19 protein-coding genes are annotated in these 20,744 nt (G+C 61.5%); 15 read left to right on the top strand and 4 right to left on the bottom strand.

The annotated features are described in order from the left end of the window. Window positions 1-7 precede the first annotated feature (7 nt). The 4 genes from HJB83_RS05105 to HJB83_RS05090 are packed head-to-tail and all read left to right on the top strand — an operon-like array spanning window position 8 to window position 5,494. Window positions 8-1,015: an ABC transporter permease gene (locus HJB83_RS05105; protein ID WP_207584978.1), complete on the top strand. Its 1,008-nt coding sequence runs from the start codon at window positions 8-10 to the stop codon at window positions 1,013-1,015. Further along, the gene (locus HJB83_RS05100; RefSeq protein WP_207584979.1) at window positions 1,012-1,839 is read left to right on the top strand and encodes an ABC transporter permease; all 828 of its coding nucleotides are present in this window, start codon (window positions 1,012-1,014) and stop codon (window positions 1,837-1,839) included. Before HJB83_RS05105 ends, HJB83_RS05100 begins: the two co-directional genes overlap by 4 nt. Continuing rightward, complete coding sequence (locus tag HJB83_RS05095) at window positions 1,832-3,463, top strand: ABC transporter ATP-binding protein (protein WP_221131357.1); 1,632 nt, start codon at window positions 1,832-1,834, stop codon at window positions 3,461-3,463. The genes HJB83_RS05100 and HJB83_RS05095 overlap by 8 nt, the downstream gene beginning before the upstream one ends. A 27-nt stretch (window positions 3,464-3,490) precedes the next feature. Then, the gene (locus HJB83_RS05090) at window positions 3,491-5,494 is read left to right on the top strand and encodes a CocE/NonD family hydrolase (RefSeq protein WP_405049106.1); all 2,004 of its coding nucleotides are present in this window, start codon (window positions 3,491-3,493) and stop codon (window positions 5,492-5,494) included. 3 nt (window positions 5,495-5,497) lie between these two features. Here the strand turns inward: HJB83_RS05090 and HJB83_RS05085 are convergent, their stop codons facing one another. Further along, complete coding sequence (locus tag HJB83_RS05085; protein ID WP_221114920.1) at window positions 5,498-6,409, bottom strand: alpha/beta hydrolase; 912 nt, start codon at window positions 6,407-6,409, stop codon at window positions 5,498-5,500. 262 nt (window positions 6,410-6,671) lie between these two features. On the opposite strand from HJB83_RS05085, the gene HJB83_RS05080 reads away from it, so the two are divergent. Continuing rightward, window positions 6,672-7,196, top strand: a complete 525-nt coding sequence (locus HJB83_RS05080; RefSeq protein WP_207584981.1) for an RNA polymerase sigma factor — start codon at window positions 6,672-6,674, stop codon at window positions 7,194-7,196. Further along, a complete protein-coding gene (locus HJB83_RS05075) occupies window positions 7,193-9,331 on the top strand; it encodes a VWA domain-containing protein (protein WP_207584982.1) in 2,139 nt (712 codons plus the stop codon). Before HJB83_RS05080 ends, HJB83_RS05075 begins: the two co-directional genes overlap by 4 nt. A 55-nt stretch (window positions 9,332-9,386) precedes the next feature. On the opposite strand, the gene HJB83_RS05070 is transcribed toward HJB83_RS05075, so the two are convergent. Then, window positions 9,387-10,313 (bottom strand): SMP-30/gluconolactonase/LRE family protein, encoded by a 927-nt coding sequence (locus HJB83_RS05070; RefSeq protein ID WP_221114919.1) that lies wholly within the window; start codon window positions 10,311-10,313, stop codon window positions 9,387-9,389. 226 nt (window positions 10,314-10,539) lie between these two features. Here HJB83_RS05070 and HJB83_RS05065 point away from each other — a divergent pair, with 226 nt between their 5' ends. Next, window positions 10,540-11,613, top strand: coding sequence for a LacI family DNA-binding transcriptional regulator (locus HJB83_RS05065; protein WP_221114918.1), 1,074 nt, complete (start codon window positions 10,540-10,542; stop codon window positions 11,611-11,613). A gap of 13 nt (window positions 11,614-11,626) precedes the next feature. Here the strand turns inward: HJB83_RS05065 and HJB83_RS05060 are convergent, their stop codons facing one another. Continuing rightward, entirely contained in the window at window positions 11,627-12,658 is a 1,032-nt protein-coding gene (locus HJB83_RS05060) for an L-idonate 5-dehydrogenase (protein WP_221114917.1), read from the bottom strand. 10 nt (window positions 12,659-12,668) lie between these two features. Next, window positions 12,669-13,610, bottom strand: coding sequence for a 2-hydroxyacid dehydrogenase (locus HJB83_RS05055; RefSeq protein WP_221114916.1), 942 nt, complete (start codon window positions 13,608-13,610; stop codon window positions 12,669-12,671). A gap of 135 nt (window positions 13,611-13,745) precedes the next feature. Between HJB83_RS05055 and HJB83_RS05050 the strand changes: the two genes are divergently transcribed. From HJB83_RS05050 to HJB83_RS05015, 8 genes are all read left to right on the top strand, one after another. Further along, complete coding sequence (locus HJB83_RS05050) at window positions 13,746-14,510, top strand: SDR family oxidoreductase (protein ID WP_207584987.1); 765 nt, start codon at window positions 13,746-13,748, stop codon at window positions 14,508-14,510. A gap of 13 nt (window positions 14,511-14,523) precedes the next feature. Further along, complete coding sequence (locus tag HJB83_RS05045; RefSeq protein ID WP_207584988.1) at window positions 14,524-15,078, top strand: gluconokinase; 555 nt, start codon at window positions 14,524-14,526, stop codon at window positions 15,076-15,078. Further along, the gene (locus tag HJB83_RS05040) at window positions 15,068-15,961 is read left to right on the top strand and encodes an NAD(P)-dependent oxidoreductase (protein ID WP_221131356.1); all 894 of its coding nucleotides are present in this window, start codon (window positions 15,068-15,070) and stop codon (window positions 15,959-15,961) included. Before HJB83_RS05045 ends, HJB83_RS05040 begins: the two co-directional genes overlap by 11 nt. 108 nt (window positions 15,962-16,069) lie before the next feature. Next, window positions 16,070-17,566, top strand: a complete 1,497-nt coding sequence (locus HJB83_RS05035; protein WP_207584990.1) for a sugar ABC transporter ATP-binding protein — start codon at window positions 16,070-16,072, stop codon at window positions 17,564-17,566. 18 nt (window positions 17,567-17,584) lie between these two features. Then, window positions 17,585-18,625 carry an ABC transporter permease gene (locus HJB83_RS05030; protein ID WP_164012916.1) on the top strand — a complete coding sequence of 347 codons (1,041 nt, stop codon included), beginning with the start codon at window positions 17,585-17,587 and terminating at the stop codon, window positions 18,623-18,625. A 51-nt stretch (window positions 18,626-18,676) separates the two neighbouring features. After that, window positions 18,677-19,774: a substrate-binding domain-containing protein gene (locus HJB83_RS05025; protein WP_221114915.1), complete on the top strand. Its 1,098-nt coding sequence runs from the start codon at window positions 18,677-18,679 to the stop codon at window positions 19,772-19,774. An 89-nt stretch (window positions 19,775-19,863) separates the two neighbouring features. Continuing rightward, window positions 19,864-20,202, top strand: coding sequence for a hypothetical protein (locus tag HJB83_RS05020; RefSeq protein ID WP_207584992.1), 339 nt, complete (start codon window positions 19,864-19,866; stop codon window positions 20,200-20,202). Between the two features lie 160 nt (window positions 20,203-20,362). Continuing rightward, window positions 20,363-20,587 (top strand): hypothetical protein, encoded by a 225-nt coding sequence (locus HJB83_RS05015; RefSeq protein WP_207584993.1) that lies wholly within the window; start codon window positions 20,363-20,365, stop codon window positions 20,585-20,587. The last annotated feature ends 157 nt before the right edge of the window (window positions 20,588-20,744 follow it).

Here is a 20,744-nt window from a genome sequence, read left to right as displayed (position 1 = left end):
CTTCGCCATGACCAATCCAGTCCCGAGCAATATCTTGCCGGGCTTGAGGTTCCGGCAGCGTTTTCCGCTGCTCGCCCTCATCCTCGAGCGCTTCGTGCTCAGCATCGTGCTGCTTTTCGCCGTTTCCATCCTGATTTTCGGCGGGCTCGAAGCCCTGCCCGGCGATTTTGCCACCACCTATCTCGGCCAGTCGGCCACACCGCAGGCTGTCGCCAATATTCGTCAGGATCTCGGGCTGAACCGTCCGGTCACGACGCGCTACGTCGAATGGCTCGGCAACGCCGTTCAAGGGAACTTCGGCACATCCTGGGCCAGCAAAAATTCGGTGAGCGAGCAGATCGGCAAGCGCCTTGGCAATTCGCTCTTCCTGGCGGGTTTCGCCGCGGTGATATCAGTGCCGCTCGCCGTCGGCCTCGGCATGTTCTCGGTGCATTTCCGCAACCGGCTGCCGGACAAGATCATCAATGTGATCTCGCTTGCGGCGATCTCGCTGCCGGAATTCTTCATCGGCTATCTGCTCATCCTCTTCTTCGCGGTGAACCTCGGCATCGCCACCTTTCCGGCGACGGTCTATGACAGCATGGGCTTCGTCGAGCGGTTGAAGGCGATCGCCTTACCGACGGCCACCCTGGTGCTCGTCGTGCTCGCCCACATGATGCGGATGACGCGGGCCGCCATCCTCTCGGTGATGTCTTCCGCCTATATGGAGACCGCCGAGCTGAAAGGCCTCAGCGCCTTCCGCTCGATCGTCAAGCACGCGGCGCCCAATGCGCTGGCGCCGATCATCAACGTCGTCGCGCTGAACCTCGCCTATCTCGTCGTCGGCGTCGTCGTTGTCGAAGTGGTCTTCGTCTATCCCGGCATGGGGCAATATATGGTCGATGCGGTCACCGTGCGCGACATGCCGGTCGTGCAAGCCTGCGGCCTGATCTTCGCGGCGGTCTACATCTTCCTCAATATGACGGCCGATATCCTCGCGATCGTCGCCAATCCCCGGCTGAGGCATCCGCGATGAGATTGAGAGACATCCCCATCACCGCCTGGATCGGCATCACCGGCATCGCCATCGCCTTCATCTTTGCGCTCTTTGCACCTTGGCTCGCCCCCTATGGCGAGACGCAGGTCGTCGGCGACGTCTGGCAACTGCCGGATGATCACTATATCTTCGGCCTCGACAACCTCGGCCGCGACATCTTCTCGCGGCTGATCTACGGCGCGCGCACGACACTGCTGGTCTCATCCGCGGCCACCATCATCTCCTTCTCGCTCGGTATCATCCTGAGCTTCACCGCCGCGGTTTCGCGCGGCATCATCGACACGGTGTTCTCGCGCTTCAACGATCTGATGATGTCGATCCCGACGCTGATCTTTGCGCTGGTGGTTCTTGCGGTCCTGCCGCAGAACATCATCGTCCTGATCCTGGTGATGGCGATCCTCGATTCCACCCGCGTTTATCGCCTCGGCCGCGCCGTGGCGCTCGATGTCGCGGTGATGGAATTCGTCGAGGCGGCCAAGCTACGCGGCGAAGGCAGGCTCTGGATCATCTTCCGCGAAATCCTGCCGAACACGCTGTCGCCTCTGCTTGCCGAGTTCGGGCTGCGCTTCGCCTTCTCGATCCTGTTCCTCTCGACGCTTTCCTTCCTCGGCCTCGGCATTCAGCCGCCGGCGGCCGATTGGGGCGGCATGGTCAAGGACAACAAGGACGGCATCATCTTCGGCATCTCCGCCGCGCTGGTGCCGGGCACGGCGATCGCCGTGCTTGCCGTCTGCGTCAACCTCGTGGTCGACTGGCTCCTGAAACGTACATCCAGCCTCAAGGGAGGGCGCGGCGATGCCTGAGCTTCTTTCCGTTCGCAATCTGAAGATCGAAGCAACCAGCTATCCCCCCGGCGAACCGCCCAAGCGGGTGACGATCGTCGACGGCGTTTCCTTCGACCTGCAGAAGGGCAAGGTTCTGGGCCTGATCGGTGAATCGGGCGCCGGCAAGTCGACGATCGGCCTTGCGGCGCTGGCCTATGGCCGGGGTGGCGCCGAAATCACCGGCGGCGAGGTACGGCTCGACGGCGCCGATATCCTGCCACTCGGCAAGAACGGCATCCGAAAAATTCGTGGCGCCCGGGTCTGCTACGTCGCGCAATCGGCCGCCGCCGCCTTCAATCCGGCGCACCGGCTTGGCGATCAGGTGATCGAAGCGTCGCTCAAACATGGGTTGATGACCAGGGAGGAGGCGCGCAAACGGGCGCTTTATCTGTTCCGGGTCTTGGGCCTGCCCAATCCTGAAACCTTCGGTGAGCGCTTCGCCCATCAGGTCTCCGGCGGCCAATTGCAGCGGGCGATGACGGCGATGGCGCTCTGTTCCAACCCCGAACTCATCGTTTTCGACGAGCCGACCACAGCCCTTGACGTCACCACGCAGATCGACGTGCTGGCGGCAATCAAACATGCCATCGAGGAAACGCACACGGCCGCCCTCTACATCACCCACGACCTTGCCGTCGTTGCCCAGATATCCGACGACATCATGGTGCTGCGCCACGGCAGGCAGGTGGAATATGGCAGCGTCCAGCAGATCATCGAGGCGCCGCGGGAAGAGTATACGCGCGCGCTCGTCAATGTCAGGCAGGCCTATCGCGAGGAGGCCGCCGACCAGTCTGCCGCACTTCTCAAGGTGGAAAATGTCAGCGCCGAATATTCCAACGGCTTCAAGGTGCTGCATGATGTCTCGCTGCACGTGCCGAAGGGGCAGACGCTCGCCATCGTCGGCGAATCCGGTTCGGGCAAATCATCCTTGGCGCGCGTCATTACCGGCCTGTTGCCGCCAAGCGGCGGCCGCATCGTCTTTGGCGGCAAACCGCTGATGCCCCACCTCAAGAGCCGGCCGAACGACGACCTCAGGCGCATTCAGCTGATCTACCAGATGGCTGATACGGCGATGAACCCGCGGCAGACGGTCCGTGACATCATCGGCCGCCCGCTGACCTTCTATTATGGTCTGAGAGGTGCTGAGAAAACCGCCCGGGTGAAGGAATTGCTCGACCAGATCGAGATGAGCAACGGCTTCATCGATCGCTATCCGGCCGAACTGTCCGGTGGACAGAAGCAGCGCGTGGCGATCGCCAGAGCCCTTGCCGCCAAGCCCGAACTCATCCTCTGCGATGAGCCGACTTCGGCGCTCGACCCGCTGGTGGCGGAGGGTATCCTCAAGCTGCTGCTCCGCCTACAGGAAGAAGAGCAGCTGTCCTATGTCTTCATCACCCACGACATCGCGATCGTCCGGGCAATCGCCGACAGCGTGGCGGTGATGCATCGCGGCAGGCTGGTGCGCTTCGGCCCGAAATCGACAGCGCTTTCACCGCCCTTCGACGACTACACCGATCTGCTTTTGAAATCCGTGCCGGAAATGGAAATCGGCTGGCTGGAACGTGTGCTTGCGACGCGACGCATGGAAAGCGCCGGCCATTGAATGGGCCGATCACTGAAAGGAATGAACATGGGCTCGCGCGGCTTTGCCACGATCGAAAATGAATGGATCACGCTGAAGGATGGAACACGGCTTGCCGCGCGCATCTGGATGCCCGACGGCGCGGAGCAGGATCCCGTTCCCGCCGTCTTCGAATTCCTGCCCTATCGCAAACGCGATGGAACCTGCCTCAGGGACGAGTCGACCTATCCAGTGTTTGCGGCCGCAGGCATTGCCGGCGTGCGCGTCGATATCCGGGGATCGGGAGAATCCGATGGCGTCATCGATGGCGAATATACCGAGCGTGAGCTCGCCGATGCCTGCGAGCTGATCGCGTGGATTGCCGCCCAGCCATGGTCGAACGGCTCGGTCGGCATGATGGGCATCTCCTGGGGCGGGTTCAACAGCCTGCAGGTCGCAGCTCTGCGCCCGCCGGCGCTGAAAGCCGTCATCTCGCTCGCCTCGACCGTCGACCGCTACAATGACGATATCCACTACAAGAACGGCTGCCATCTCTCCGCCCAGCTCTCCTGGGCGGCGACGATGCTCGGCTACCAGTCGCGCCCGCCCGATCCGGCGCTGGTCGGCGAGCGCTGGAAGGAAATGTGGTTGGAGCGCCTGGCAGGCGAACCCTTCTTCATGGAGGAGTGGCTGGCCCACCAACGGCGCGACGATTTCTGGCGTCACGGCTCGATCGCAGAGGATTTTTCAAGCGTCGAGATCCCGACGCTGGTGATCGCCGGCTGGGCGGATGGCTACCGCAATACGCCGCTGATGGCGGTCGAGGGCTTGGGCGATAAAGCCAAGGCGTTGATCGGCCCTTGGGTGCATAAATACCCGCACTTCGCCTGGCCGAAACCCCGCACGGATTTCCATGGCGAAGCGATCGCCTGGTGGAACAAGTGGCTGCGTGGCGAGGACAATGGCATCGACCGCTTGCCGCAGGCCCGCGCCTATATTCTCGATGCCATCCGCCCTGCGCCCCGCCGCGATAGTGATCGGGGTTTCTGGATCGCCAAGGATGTCTGGACGCCGCCGCACATGCAATGCTTCTATGTCGAGCAATTCGGCAGGTTGACGGAGGGCATGCCGATCCCGCATGCGCCCGAGCATCCCGTCTATGTGAGCTCTCGGCTCGACATCGGGACGGCATCGGGTGAATATTTCACGCTGAAGCCGGATGCCGAAATGGCGATCGATCAGCGCTCGGACGATGCCGGCTCATTGGTTTTCGATACGATGCCGCTTGCCGGCGATTGCGACTATCTCGGCCGGCCGGTGCTGACGCTTGCGCTACGTCCCGGCGCGGCGGGTGGGAATCTCTGCGCCCGGCTCGTCGACGTCCATCCGGATGGCACGGCAACGCGTGTCGCCTTCGGCGTTGTCAATCTTACCCACCGTGACGGCAATGCCGATCCCAAGCCGCTGATTCCAGGCGAGACAGTGTCGATCCGGCTCGCGCTCGACGCCTGCGGTTATCGCTTCCGCAAGGGGCATCGCATCCGTCTTTCGCTTTCGACGGCCTATTGGCCGATGATCCTTCCGCCGCCTGAGGATGAAGGGGTAGAGATCGATATGGCATCGCTCGGCCTGGGGCTGCCGGTGCTCGGCGACCATCGCAGGATTGAAATCGAGGAACCGGCCAATCCCGATCCTCTGCCAAAATATATTGAACATGCGGCGGCTGCGACGAAACGGCAGGTCGTCCGCGACCTGTCTGCCAACCGGACGGATTATCGCATCCACGAGGATACCGGGCTCCACGAACATCCGCAGACGGGCCTGTCAACCCGGCAATTGCGCGAGGAAGTCTGGTCGATTTCACCGGATGATCCGCTGTCGATGACAGGAACATCGACCTGGACCTGCGACATGCGCCGCCCCGGCTGGTTCGTCCGCACAGTCTCAACGGCGCGGATTGCCTGCACTGCGACCGATTGGATCATCAGCGCCGTCGTCACCGCTTTCGAGGACGACGTGCAGATCTTCGAAAAGGTCTTTGCGGAAAAGCGGATCCGACGCGACCTGATGTGATCGTCAGGGCGCCGCGAAATGCCGGACGGCCTCGCAGACGGCATGGAAACCATCGCGTGCGCCATCGCTGATGTGGCGGGCGCGCAGCCAAGCATGCACCATTTGCGGCTCCTCCCGAAACCAGACTTCGACGCCCTCCGCGGTAAGCCGGGCGGCATAGTGCCGGCCGTCGTCGCGGAGAGGATCGAAATGCGCGACCGTGATGAAGGCCGGCGGCAGCCCGGCCAGCGAGGCTGCCTGCAGCGGCTCAGCGATCTCACTGCCTGCCGTCGCCTGCAGGATGTCGCGATAATAGGCGACATCCGCCGTCGTCAGCCCTGGGGCCTCGGCCATCTCGACGTAAGAGCCTGCCGTAAGGTCCCCGCCGAGCGCGGGGTAGATCAGGACCTGGCCAATGAGGCCGGACAGGCCCTCGTCGCGTGCACGCAATGCAAGGCCCGCCGCAAGATTGCCGCCGGCGCTGTCGCCGATCAGCACGACCTTGCTGTTGGCGGAAAGCAGATGCTTCAACACGGTAAAGCCGTCATCCGTCTGTGCCGGCCAGCGATATTCCGGGGCCAGCCGGTAATCGACGGAAACGAGTTCCGCGCCGGCAAAATCGGCAATCTCGGCGCAGATGGCATGGTGGCTCTCGAGCGAACCGACAACGAAGCCGCCGCCATGCAGATAGAGCAGGATGGTCCGCGTGACGATCTTCCGTGGGCGGTAGCGCCGAATCGGTATGCGCTGGAGCATGCCGTCCGCAAAGATCATCTCCGGGGGCAACGGTCGGTCGAAGCGGGCGCAAAGAGCGTCGTACCAATGCCGCTGCTGCTCGGCCGACGCGTCAACGGCGTCCGCGGGATAGAAGCTATCGCAGATCTCAAGAAACTGCAGGATGCCCTTTTCGGTGGGCGCAGGCGATGGAGCGGACATTGAAGGTCCTTTCGATTTGGGACATGCAGACCCATGTCCCTGGCCGACTCTGCGCTCATCATGCGTCAAGGTGACGGAGGCAATCTGTCTGGTCGCGACCCATAAATGTCGCGACACTCGATTATTTTGAACCCGCATTTCCAGATTTCGGCTTTTTTTCAAAAATCCGATATTTTTTCGTCATCGACCCAAGGAAAGCCTTCGGAGAAACGTCTCAATTCCGAAATAGCATCTTGCTGGATAGCTTGGGGGTAGGTGCGCATTGGATGCGGAGCTCATAGAACGAGCACAGGGCGGCGACCGGGAGGCCTTCGGGCAACTGGTTTCGCGCCACTATGATTTCGTCCATGCGGCGGCATGGCGGTGGTCGGGCAGTTCCACCGACGCGGACGATATTGCCCAGGAGGTTTGCGTCAAACTCGGCGCAGCCATTCGCGGCTTTCGTGGCGCCAGCCGCTTCAGGACATGGCTCTATACGCTGACGCTCAACGCGGCCCGCGACCATAGACGGAAGCTTGCGCGAGAAGAGCAGACATTTCGCGCATTCGCCGCCGAACCGCGGCAGGATGCGCCGGCCGCAAACGACGACGAGTTATCGAGTGAATTATGGGCAGCCGTGCGCGCCTTGCCGGAAAGGCAATGCGACGCCGTGCTGCTCGTCTATGGCGAAGGCCTTAGCCATTCCGCTGCCGCCGATATCATGGGCTGTTCGGAAACGACCGTGTCCTGGCAGGTGCATGAGGCGCGCAAAAGGTTGAAGGCCATGCTCGGCAAGGAAGAGGTATGACCGTGGACAAGGAACTTGAAAAGCTCTCCCGCCTCACCCCGCCGGCAGCCGATCCGGAGGCGCGCGTACGCGCCCTTGCCGCGGCGATGCAGGCCTTCGACGGCGCAGAAAATAATGTGGCGGCAGCCCAAGGAAATGCGAGAGGCTGGCGTCAAAGCTCCGTCATCAACTGGATATGGAGCCCAGCCATGAACAAGAAATTCCTTGCCGGTTCAGCGCTTGCGACGCTGCTTGTCATTCCCGCCGCCGGTTATCTCGTAGTCGAGCTGACCCGAAACGGATTGCCGATCATCGACCAGACTGAGATCGCCGGCAATCTTTCGCAGAATGGGACGTCGAAACCGGCCGAACCGGCAGGCAAGCCGGCAGACCCAGTTGCGGCTGCGCCTCAACTTCCCGAGGCAGCGGCCGAAGAGAACAAACTGGCTCGATCGTCAGCGGCCGGCAACGCCGAAGCGTTGCAGGACAAGGAGCAGCAAGCTGCCGCGAAAGCCAAGGCGCCGCAGACCTCTGAGTTCGATGCCGATGAAATGTCGACTCTTCTGAATAAGTCGGAGGGTTCCGCCACAACGCTCGGCGAAGCCAAACGCTCCATTGCACCCGGCATCGCCCCCCAACAGCAGCCAGCCGAACCGATGGCTGCTGTCGCCCCTTCCCCTGCTCCGCCGGCGGACGGACGTGTCCAGCTTCAGCTCGATCCCAGCCACGAGCGCTTTGCCAATGCCGCGGCTAATCCGATCAAGAGTGTCGCGACCGATCCGGTCTCGACTTTCTCAGCCGATGTCGACAGCGCATCCTATTCCTTCGTCCGCCGGTCGTTAACGGGCGGGGCGATGCCCGATCCGCAATCGGTCCGCGTCGAGGAGATGATCAATTATTTCCCCTATGACTGGCCGGGTCCCGATAAGGCCGAGCAGCCCTTCAAGGCGACTGTGACGGTGATGCCGACGCCGTGGAACCACGACACGGAATTGATGCATGTGGCGATCAAGGGCTATGACATCGCGCCGGCGACTGCGCCGCACGCCAATCTGGTCTTCCTGATCGACGTCTCGGGCTCGATGGACGAGCCGGATAAGCTGCCGCTGCTGAAAAGCGCCTTCCGCCTTCTGGTCAACCGGCTGAAGGCTGACGATACAGTCTCGATCGTCACCTATGCCGGCAATGCCGGGACCGTGCTTCAGCCGACGCGCGTGATGGAGAAGTCAAAGATCCTGTCGGCAATCGACAGGCTGGAAGCTGGAGGTTCGACCGGCGGCGCCGAGGGCATCGAGGCAGCTTACGACCTTGCCAAACAGGCATTCGTCAAGGACGGCGTCAATCGGGTGATGCTGGCGACGGACGGCGACTTCAATGTCGGCCCATCAAGCGACGAGGATTTGAAGCGCATCATCGAAGAGAGGCGCAAGGACGGCATCTTCCTCACTGTTCTTGGCTTCGGACGCGGCAATCTCAACGACTCGCTGATGCAGACGCTGGCGCAGAACGGCAATGGCAGCGCCGCCTATATCGACACCTTGGCGGAGGCGCAGAAGACGCTCGTTGAAGAGGCCGGGTCGACGCTGTTTCCGATCGCCAAGGACGTCAAGTTCCAGGTCGAGTTCAATCCGGAACGGATCGCCGAATACCGGCTGATCGGCTACGAGACACGCGCCCTCAACCGCGAGGATTTCAACAATGACCGTGTCGATGCCGGCGATATCGGCTCCGGCCACAGCGTCACGGCGATCTACGAGATTACCCCCAAAGGAAGCCCTGCGGTCATGAATGACGACCTGCGTTATGGCGCAGCCGACAAGGCGCCGGCACAGGCCTCCGATAGCGCTCATGGCGGCGAGCTTGCCTTCGTCAAGATGCGCTACAAGCGGCCGGGCGAGGATAAGAGCGCCCTCATCACCACACCTGTCGACAACGGCAACGTGGTCGCCACTGTCGACGCCGCGCCTCAGGATGTCCGTTTCTCGGTGGCCGTCGCCGCCTTCGGCCAGAAACTGAGCCGCAGCGCCGCCCTCGATGCCTATTCCTATCAGGCGATTGTCGATCTCGCGGCGGCGTCGCGGGGCACGGATCCGTTCGGCTATCGATCGGATTTCCTCGGGCTGGTCCGGCTGGCGGATGGCCTCAGCCAACGATAAGTGGAGAAGCGCAAAGGAGAGGCCGCCCGGAAAGGCGGCCTCTCCTGCTTGGTGTTTAGCCGGGTCTTGATCCATTGGCCGTAAGGTAGACAGCATAAAGGGACGTTGTTGCCGTGATGAACAGGCGATTCAATTTCTCGCCGCCGAAGGCGACATTGGAGACGATCTCGGGAATATGGATTTTGCCGATCAGCGTGCCATCCGGATCGTAAGCGTGCACACCGTCGCCGGCGCTCGTCCAGATCCTTCCCTTCCGGTCGACACGAAAACCGTCGAAAAAGCCCGAGGTGCATTCGGCGAAAATACCGAGATCGGTCAGCTTTCCATCGTCGGATACAGCAAGCTTTCGTATATGGCGCGGACCGCCTGATAGATGCGTACCTCCGGTGTCGGCGACATAGAGCAGCTTTTCGTCGGGGGAAAAAGCCAGCCCGTTCGGCTTGACGAAATCGGACGTCATCTGGTCTGTCGTGCCCGTTGCCGGGTCATGCCGGTAGACGTGGCATCCGCCGATTTCCTCTTCGCCGTAGTCGCCTTCATAGTCGTGAAGGATGCCGTAGCTCGGGTCGGTGAACCAGATAGTTCCATCGGATTTGACGGTGACGTCGTTTGGAGAGTTGAGCCGGTTGCCGGCAATTCGGTCGGCCAGAATGCTGATCTGGCCGTTGAAGTCGGTTCGCGTGACGCGACGCGTCAGATGCTCGCAGGTGATGAGCCGGCCCTGAGTGTCGACGGTATTGCCGTTCGAATTGTCGCTGGGGGCGCGGAAGACCGACGTATGGCCGCTGGTATGGTCGTAGCGCATCATTCGGTTATTGGGGATGTCCGAGAAAACCAGATAACGCCCGGCGGCAAACCAGGCTGGCCCCTCCAGCCAGCGGCCGCCGGTCCAAAGCCGTTCGACACGTGCGTGACCGACGAAGCAGCTTTCAAAGCGCGGGTCGAGAACCTCAAAACCTGTACCGTCAATTTCCCCGAACATCTGTTCCTCCGTTACTCTTGAGTGTTATCGATATCATAATGTCGTGTTTTGTAGGCTTCGTACAGCCATCCGACCTGACGTCGTTCCGGTGCATTGCACCAGAAACGCAGGTTTTTGCCGGAGGAAGTGGCGCATTCTTGTGAAAATATCGATTGTGCGATGATAGCGATAACTTTATCGTGTCTGGATTGTCGAGCGCAGGAAGCGTGTTTGAAAGCGGAGACCAGTGAAAAACGAGGATGAGCCGAAAGACAAGCGTCTGAAGCCGGGAGACGCTCAAAAGCTGACGATGGCGGAGGTTGCCAAATATGTCGGCGTATCCGCCATGACCGTTTCGCGGGCCTTCCGCCAGGATGCAAGCGTTTCCGAGGAGACGCGAAAGCGCATCATGGAAGCTGTCGACGCGCTCGGCTACGTGCTCGACCTGTCGGCCGGCAGTCTTTCGTCAAGGCGCAGCGGCTTCATCGCCGCGCTGGTGCCCTCCATCAACAATTCGAATTTTTCCGACACCGCGCGCGGCATCACCGATGCGCTGGAGAATACCGGCCTTCAGCTTCTTCTCGGCTATACCGACTACGCGGCGGAGAAAGAAGAAGAGCTGATCGAGGCGATGCTGCGCCGTCGTCCTGAGGGCATTATCCTGACCGGTGGTTCGCACACGGCGCGCGCCCGGCGGATGCTTGCAAAAGCCGGCATTCCTGTTGTCGAGACCTGGGAGCTTCCAGAAGACCCGATCAATCATGTCGTCGGCTTTTCCAACAGCGAGGCGATGGCCCTTCTGGTGCGGGCGCTCGCCGGCCAGGGATACCGGAAGTTTGGCTATATCGGCGGAACGACGGCACGCGATACGCGCGGCAGTCAGCGGCGAAGCGGTTTCCAGAAGGCTGTCGAAGAACTCGGCCTGGGACCGGGGCGGATGATTTCCTTCGGCGTACCGCCGATCACCATGGAACAGGGCGGCCAGGCGATCGTCAGCCTCTTGGAGCGCTGGCCGGACACGGAAGTCGTTCTCTGCGTCTCCGACCTTTCCGCTTTCGGTGCGATCATGGAATGCAAGCGCAGGGGAATGAAAGTGCCGGGTGATATCGCCATCGCCGGTTTCGGCGACTACGAGATTTCGTCGATCTGTCATCCCAGCATCACGACCATCAATGTCGACTGTTACGGCATCGGCCGCCAGGCCGCCGCCCGCCTGCTGGACGCGCTGCAGGGCAGCGGCGAGGCGACCGGCGACGAGATCATATTGACCGGCTATAGGGTCGTCCTGCGCGAAAGCACGGGCCGCAGCGCCGCCCAATAGTCGGATGCCGATATCAGAAGGCGATCTGCACTTTCATCGATTTGCTGCGGTCACCTGCCAGCTCAAAGGCGGCAACGGCCTCATCGATGGCAAAAACGCCCGTCAGCAACGGTTTCAGATCGACGCGGCGCGCGTTAATCAGCTCGACGGCGAGCGCGAATTCCTCGTGAAAACGGAACGTCCCGCGCATCTCGATTTCTTTGGCAACGATCATGTTCTGTGGGATGGAGACATCACCGCCAAGGCCCAGTTGCACCAGAACGGCGCGAGGCTTCAGCGTTTCCAGGCCGGCGCGCACGGCTCGCTCATTACCTGACGCCTCGAACATCACATCGAAGTATCCCTTTTCGGCACTGTAGGCCGCAAGGTCGGAAGCATGGGTGGCAACATTGATCGTTCGATCCGCGCCGCTGGTGCGGGCGATGGCCAGAACGCTATCCGTCACGTCAGTCGCGACGATTTCGCGGGCGCCGAGAACGCGCGCCGCAATGATTGCCAACATCCCGATCGGGCCGCAGCCGGTGACGAGCACCCGTTTGCCCAGCAGCGATCCGGCGCGGTTTGCCGCATGTAAAGTTACAGCAAAAGGTTCTGCGAAGGCGGCCTCATGAATGGAAATGCCCTCAGTGACCTTGTGGCATTGCCAGCGCTCCGCCACCAGCCGCTGGCGAAAACCGCCCTGAATATGCGGCATCGGCATGGCGCTGCCATAAAACCGCATGTTGAGGCAGTGGTTCTGCTGTCCCTTCAGGCAATATTGGCAATGATTGCACGGCCGGCTTGGGGAAACCGCAACACGGTCTCCCATGGCAAGATCGGCAACGCCGGCGCCCAGTGCCTTGACCGTCCCGGCAATCTCATGGCCGAGAATCATCGGTTCGCGCAGACGAACGGTGCCGAAGCCGCCGTGATTGTAATAGTGCAGGTCGGAACCGCAGATGCCGCCGGCTTCGATGGCAATCTCAACCTGCCCCGCGCCTACAACCTCCGGCTCTCGCTCTTCGATCCTCAGATCCTTGGCGGCATGAATGACGATGGCCTTCATATCGAAATCCTTACACGACGGGAGTTGGAAGCGGGCGACCGGCAAAATGCGCAGCGAGATTGTCTCTGACCAGTTGGCCCATTGCCTTGCGTGTCTCGACGGTACCGGAGCCATGATGGGGCTGCAACACAACGTTTTTGAGCGTCAGGAAACGCGCATCGATCTTGGGTTCGTTCAGGAAGACATCGAGGCCTGCAGCCTGAATGCTACGGTCTTGCAGTGCGGCGATCAGCGCCTCTTCGTCGACGGTCGTCCCGCGCGAAACATTGATCAAAATGCCGTTGGGGCCGAGGGCTTTAAGCACATCGGCGTCGATGATCTTCACAGTCGCCTCCCCTCCCGGAACGATGACGATCAGAAAATCGGCCCAATCGGCAAGCGCCACCAGGTCCGGCTGGTAGGCATAGGCGACATCCGTGTGCTCGTGGCGAGTGAAATAGGCGATGTCGCAGCCGAAACCGGCAGCCCTTCTGGCGATTGCCTGGCCGATCCGGCCCATGCCGATGATCCCGACCTTCTTGCCGGAGACGCGCGTCACCAGCGGCATGGCGACACTGCCCCATTGGCCGGAGCGGACGAAAACGTCGGCCTGCGGAACCTGTCTCGCCGTGGCAAGCAGCAGCCCGATGGCGATGTCGGCGACATCTTCGGTGAGCACATCGGGGGTATTGGTCACGCGAATGCCATTGGCGCGGGAAAAGGACAGGTCGATCGCGTCGGTGCCGACGCCGTAACAGGAGACGATCTCCAGCTTCGGCAGTTGCTTCATCAGCTCGGCGGAGGCGCCGAGTTCACCACGCGTCGCGATCGCGCGAATATCCCTGCCGACCCTTACGATCAGTTCTTGCCGGTCTGCCGCTTCCCACAGGCGATGGACGCGATACTTCGCCTCCAGATCCACCATGTCCCACTCCGGATAGGCTCCGGTCATCAAGATTTCTACCTCAGGCATTCCGTCTCCATCCGGCATTTTGACAGTTGATTATGTTATCGATAACATATAATTCGAAGGCGGGATGTCAAGTGAGTTTCACCGCGAGTGGCGGTATAAGCGGTCATTCGCAGCGACACTGGAGGAGTTATTTGCATGAAGAACCTGTTTGATCTGACCGGACGGCTTGCCCTGATCACCGGCTCGAGCCAGGGGATCGGCTATGCCCTGGCGGAAGGCCTGGCCCAACACGGCGCCGAGGTCATCATCAACGGCCGCACGCCCGAAAGCGTCAAGCGCGCAGTCGAGAGCCTCAAGGCTCAGGGCCTGTCTGCCCATGCGGCGATCTTCGACGTGACCAGCAAGGATGCGGCCAAACAGGGCATTGACGCGGTCGAAGCCGATATCGGGTCGCTCGACATCCTGATCAACAATGCCGGCATGCAGTTTCGAAGCCCGCTGGAAGATTTTCCGGCGGACAAATGGGAACTGCTGTTGACCACCAATATTTCGAGCGTGTTTTACGTCGGCCAGGCAGCCGCCAAAGCCATGATCGCCCGCGGCAAGGGCAAGATTATCAACATCGCCTCGGTTCAAAGCGAACTCGCCCGCCCCGGCATTGCTCCTTATACGGCAACCAAGGGCGCGGTGCGCAATCTGACGCGCGGCATGTGCGCCGACTGGGCCAAGTACGGCCTGCAGATCAACGCGATTGCGCCAGGTTATTTCAAGACGCCGCTCAACCAGGCGCTCGTCGACAACCCCGAATTCTCGTCTTGGCTCGAGAAGCGGACGCCGGCCGGACGGTGGGGCAATGTCGAGGAACTGGTCGGCGCTGCCGTTTTCCTGTCGGGCGGCGGTTCGTCCTTCATCAACGGCCACACGCTTTATGTCGACGGCGGCATCACGACCTGCCTCTGACAGAGACGAGACAATGGACTTCGAAAGAAAGGCACCGCCTCTTGCCGTCGTTGTCATGGGCGTAAGCGGCTGCGGCAAATCCTCGGTTGGAGAGCGCATCGCCGCTGAATACGGCATGCGATTTGTCGAGGGCGATCAACTCCACCCCGTCGGAAATGTCGCGAAAATGGCTGAGGGCACCCCGCTCACCGACGCCGACCGGCTGCCCTGGCTCGACCGGATTGGTGAGGAAATAACCACTGCGCAAGGCGCGTCGCAGGGATTGGTGATCTCGTGTTCGGCGCTGAAGAAAGCCTATCGGGACAGGCTGCGGCAGGCGGCAAGCGGGCGTCTGGCCTTCGTTTTCCTGGAAGGGTCTCGCGATCTATTGCTGTCGCGGATGCAGGCCCGCAAGGGTCATTTCATGCCGGCGTCCTTGCTTGACAGCCAACTGCAGGCGCTGGAGCCGCCGGCCGGTGAACCTCACGTGGTGACGGTGCCGATCGATAATGTGTTGGACGATATTGTGGCGCTGGCTTGCAAAGGGCTGAGCGGCGTGGCTGTCAAGGGAGGGTTTCATGCAGTGTGACTATAGAGCAGATGTCGCCGTCATCGGCGCGGGCATCATGGGAACGGCGATCGTCAGCCGACTGATCGAAACCGGCCACAAAGTATCGGCCTTTGACCTGGATGCCGAAAAAGTTGCGGCATTAGCAGCCAAGGGCGCCCACGCGGCGAGTTCCGTGCAAGATGCGGTCGCGGCGTCGGAATTCTGCGTGCTCAGCCTCAATCATGCGAACATCGTGCGTGCCGTCGTCTTCGGCGAGAAGGGCGTTGCAGCGGCGGCGAGCGCCGACAAGCTGCTGATCGACATGTCCTCCATCGATCCCGCCGAGACCGCGGACATGGCGATGCGACTGCGCCGGGAAACGGGCATGGCATGGGTGGATTGCCCGCTTTCCGGCGGCGTGCCCGGTGCGCTGAGCGGGCGCCTGACGATCATGGCCGGCGGCAGCCCTGAGGATTTCGAACGGGCGCGCGTGGTGATGCGGCATCTTGCCGCCAATTACACGCTGATGGGCGGATCCGGCGCCGGGCAGACCACGAAGCTGATCAACCAGCTGTTTTGCGCCGTGCTGTTTCAGGCCGTCGCTGAAGCCGTCAAGCTTGCCGAAGCCGGCGGCGTCGATCCCTCAGCCATCCCGGCAGCTCTTGCCGGCGGTCGGGCGGACAATCGGATCATGCAGGAATTCATGGCAAAATTCGCCGCCCGGGATTTCTCACCGACCGGCAGGATCGACAACATGCTGAAGGACCTGGATTCGCTGCAGGCCTTTGCGCTGAAGACAAAGACGCCCTTGCCGATGACCGGCGCGGTAGTCGAAATCCACCGACTGCTCTGCGCCGCCGGGCTCGGGCCGAAGGACTCCGCCGAAATGATGCGCCTTCTCGACGGGCTTCAGCCCGGCTGACGCCAATCTTTATTCGAAATTCGAGATTGTCAACTTTCTGCTTGACCATCAGCAAATGTTATCGATAACATACAGCCAATGACAACCGCAGCTTTGGGAGGAGCCACAGTGGAAGCCAGGAGACTGCTGGAGTTCCAATCGATCACCAAGAGCTTCGGCGGCACGCAAGCGCTGCGTGATGTCTCGATCGATTTGCGCGAGGGAGAAATTCTCGCGCTGCTCGGAGAAAACGGCGCCGGCAAATCGACGCTCATCAAGACGCTCGCCGGCATCTACAAGCCAGATAGCGGCGACATCCTTTTCCGCGGCGAGAGCTACCACCATCGCCCCCCGAAGCCGAACGAGCGGCAGCCGGTTGCCTTCATCCACCAGGATCTCGGTTTGATCGAGTGGATGACGGTCGGCGAGAATATGGGCCTGTCGCAGGGCTTCTCGATGCGCCGCGGCCTGATCGATTGGAACAGGACGCAAGCGCGCGCCAAGGAAGCCCTGAAACTGGTTGGCTGCGATTTTGACCCCACCACGCGGGTCTCGACGTTGTCGCGCACCGAAAAATCGCTTGTCGCCATCGCTCGCGCACTTGCCGTCGAAGCTGACGTTCTGGTGCTCGACGAGCCGACGGCGAGCCTGCCCGCCGATGAAGTCGACCGGCTGTTCAATGCGATCCGTCCTCTAAAGGATCGCGGCGTCGGCATGATCTATGTCTCCCACAGGCTCGACGAGATTTTCCGTATTGCCGATCGGGTCGCCGTTCTGCGTGACGGATGCATGGTCGGACAGAAGCCGGTCAGCGAAACGGCGCCCGACGAGCTGGTGACGATGATCATCGGTCGCAGCGGCGATAGTCTCTTTTCCAAGGCCGCGATTACGCCCGGCAAGGCGATCGTCAAGGTTCGTGACCTCATCTGTGCCGGCACGAGCCCGATATCCTTCGATATCCGCGAAGGTGAGCTGCTCGGCCTGGCCGGATTGCGTGGCGCCGGCCAGGAACGGATCGGCCGGGCGCTGTTCGGTTGCGAGCCCTTCAACGGCACGGTTCTGCTGCATGACGAGGCCCCGGATCTTTCGAGCCCGCGACGGGCCATGGCGTCGGGGATCGGATTGATTGCCCGTGACCGGACGGAAGAATCCGTTGCTCTGTCGCTTTCCATCCGGGAAAATACCTATCTCAATCCAGGCGCCGTCGGCCGCGGGCTTTTGTCCTTCCTGTCGCCGCGCGGCGAAGCCGACCTTGCCCATGCGATCGGCCACACCGTCGGCCTGCGGCCGAACGATCCGGATCTGCCGGTCGAGGCCCTGTCGGGCGGCAACCAGCAGAAGGTGGTCGTCGGTCGCTGGCTGGCGACCGGCCGCAAGCTGCTGGTCGCGGAAGATCCGACCGCCGGCGTCGACATCGGCGCGCGTGCCGAGATCTACCGTCTGATCACCCAGGCGCTCGAGGCGGGTCTCGCGGTTGTCGTCGTCTCGACCGATTTCGAGGAAATCGCCCATATATGCCACCGCGCGCTGGTCTTCTCGCGCGGCAAAATCGTCAGCGAACTGACTGGAAGCGCCCTCACGACGGAGGCGGTCATCACCGCCGCCTCCGCGTCGGAAGCGGCTTGAGCCATCGGGAGAACAGCCATGCAATCCATTGAATCCACCGCGCTGGAGCCAACCAAGAGCGAAATGGCCGGCCTGTCCACAGGCCAGAAGATCGGACGCCTGATCCCGGTCTACGGGCTGGTGATCCTGACCGTCGGCCTGATCGTGATCTTCTCGATCCTTCTGCCGGATACGTTCCCCACCGTGCTGAACGTTCGCTCGATTGTCTCAGACAAGGCAATCATCGCGCTTCTGTCGCTCGCCGCGATGATCCCGATGGCATCGGGCCGCATCGATCTGACCGTTGGCTACGGCATCGTGCTCTGGCATATTCTCGCCATCAGCCTGCAGACCGCTTATGGCCTGCCCTGGCCGGTCGCCGTGATCATCGTTCTGGCGCTCGGCGTCCTCACCGGCTTCATCAACGGGCTGTTGGTCGAAGTCGCAAAGATCGACAGCTTCATCGCCACGCTCGGTACGGGAACGGTTCTCTACGCGCTTGCCCTCTGGCACACCGGCGGGCGGCAGGTGGTCGGCGTCTTGCCGGAGGGTTTCTATGCGCTGAATGGCACCATGCTGTTCGGCCTGCCGATCACCGGCTTCTACGTGCTGCTGATCGCCATCTGCATGTGGGTCGTGCTCGAATACCTGCCGATCGGCCGCTATCTCTACGCCATCGGCGCCAATCCCAAGGCGGCAGCCCTCAATGGCATTCCGGTCCGCAAATTCGTGATCGGCGCATTCGTCACCTCAGGCCTGCTGGCAGCGCTGACCGGGGTCCTTCTCGCCTCGAAGCTGCGCATCGGCCAGGCCAGCGTCGGCCTCGAATATCTGCTACCGGCGCTTGTCGGCGCATTTCTCGGATCGACGACGATCAAGCCGGGGCGGGTGAACGTCTGGGGCACTTTGATCGGCGTCATCATTCTGGCGGTCGGCATATCCGGAATTCAGCAATTCGGCGGGTCGTTCTTCGTCGAGCCGCTGTTCAACGGCGTAACCCTGCTGATTGCGATCGGCATAGCAGGGTATGCCCAGCGCAAGCGCGGAGCTGTGAGGAGGATCACACCCGCATCCAAATGAGGATGCCGGCTCATCCCGGCATCTTACAACAAACAAAATGGAGGAGTGGACATGAAGCGCAGAACATTATTGCAGGCAACGGTCGCAACCGTCGCCGTTATGCTCAGCATGCCGGCATTGGCCGATTCAATGGCCGACGCCAAGGCCGTTGTCGGCAAGTATGCTTCCAAGGTGAGCGCCTGGGATGGCCCGACGAGCGGCCCCAAGGGCGCCAGCGGAAAGAACATCGTCATTCTGGCCGGCGACATGAAGAATGGCGGCATTCTCGGCGTGGTCAATGGCGTTCAGGAAGCGGCGGGCGCGCTGGGGTGGACGGTCAAGGCGCTTGACGGCGCCGGTTCGATCGGCGGGCGGACCGCGGCGTTCGGCCAGGCGATGGCCCTGAAGCCGGATGGCATCATCATCAACGGCTTCGACGCGGTCGAGCAGAAGCCGGCGATGGAAGCGGCCAAGGCGGCCGGTATTCCAATGGTTTCCTGGCACGCCGCCTCGGCTGTCGGCCCCGTTCCCGAAGTCGGCGTCTTCGCTAACGTGACGACCGATGCGATGGAAGTATCGAAGTCTGCGGCCGATTGGGCCTTCGTCGACGCAGGCGGCAAGCCTGGCGTCATCATCTTTACCGACTCCACCTATGCGATCGCGATCGCCAAGGCCGACCGCATGAAGAAGGAGATCGAGGATCTCGGCGGCACGGTGCTCGAATATGTCGACACGCCGATTGCCGAAACCTCTCAGCGCATGCCGCAATTGACCACGTCGCTGCTGCAGAAGTATGGCGCCAAGTGGACGCATTCTCTGGCGATCAACGACCTCTATTACGACTTCATGGGGCCTTCGCTCGCTTCAGCCGGCATTGCCGGCGACGGAAAACCGGTGAACGTTGCAGCAGGCGATGGTTCGGAGAGCGCCTATCAACGTATCCGCGCCAAGCAGTTTCAGGCCGTCACGGTCGCCGAGCCGCTCAACCTCCAGGGCTGGCAGCTCGTCGACGAGCTTAACCGCGCCTTTGCGGGCGTTCCGTGGTCGGGTTACGTGTCGCCACTGCATGTGGTGACCAGCGCCAACGTCGAGTTCGACGGCGGACCGAAGAACAGCTTCGATCCCGATAACGGCTATCGCGATCAATACAAGAAAGTCTGGGGCAAATAAGCCTCCGATCAGGGCGTATCGGTCGATACGCCCTCACTTCCTCGCATCCCCATCGATCCAGCTCCGGCGAGTTTTGGAAAAGAGAAGCTATGATTATTCGTTATGCTTTATTTGAAGGTGAAATCCATCCCGGTCGGGAAGAGGAATTCCGCGACTTCGTGAAACAGCGGCTCGTCCCGCTCTGGACGAAATTTCCGGGCGCCGAGGAAGTCCGGGTGCTGGACGGGATGGAGCGCGACGAAGGCGCCCCGGTCTATGCCATGGCCTTGGCCATTCGTTACCCGGATATGGATGCAGTGAACGCAGCGCTTCGCTCCGATGTGCGCTTCGAGAGCCGCGAGGTCACCGGCGAACTCCTCCAGCTCTTCACCGGCAAGGTGCATCATCACGTCTTCCAGGCCAACGAATACTCGCCGCATACCGCCTGAGATCGGCGCATCGATTTCGGCAAGCAACGCATGTTTTCCGGGTGATGGTCTTGATGACTGCGTCAGGTCGCCGTCGCAACTCATCGATTGCGGCCGGAATTCCTGGCGATATAAAGGTTGGCGTCCGCCATATGCAGCGCCGCCCCCAGGCAGTCGGCCGATGGAACAGGTGACTTCAAGCTTCGGGGTCACCTTGGCCATTCGTGGTCCGCAGCCGCTCGACATCGGCAAAGGTGTCCCCGGCACTCGCCCGGGAAACAACAGCAGGAATTCCTCGCCGCCCATCCGGATCGTCAGACAGCCTTCCTGTCCAGTGTCGCCCAGCAACGCGGCGCAGAAGCTGCAATTCATGCCGATTGCATCGCTGAACATCGACTACGCCTAGGCAGATCAATGCTTGGCTCTTGGCAAGTGGATTCAAACCGTCCGTTTGCAACAGGAGATGTGCGTCACTTCAAACCAACAACTTGGTGTAGGTTTTCCGCGCGGACGTCGAGCCGTTTAAGACGAAAAATGCGACAAAATAGTCAAAAAGCGCAGCA

Origin of the sequence: Rhizobium sp. NZLR11 (genome assembly GCF_019685115.1) — a bacterium.
Taxonomy (GTDB): domain Bacteria; phylum Pseudomonadota; class Alphaproteobacteria; order Rhizobiales; family Rhizobiaceae; genus Rhizobium.
The sequence above is the reverse complement of the archived record's forward strand: the minus strand, read 5'-3'. Positions and strand labels throughout refer to the sequence as shown.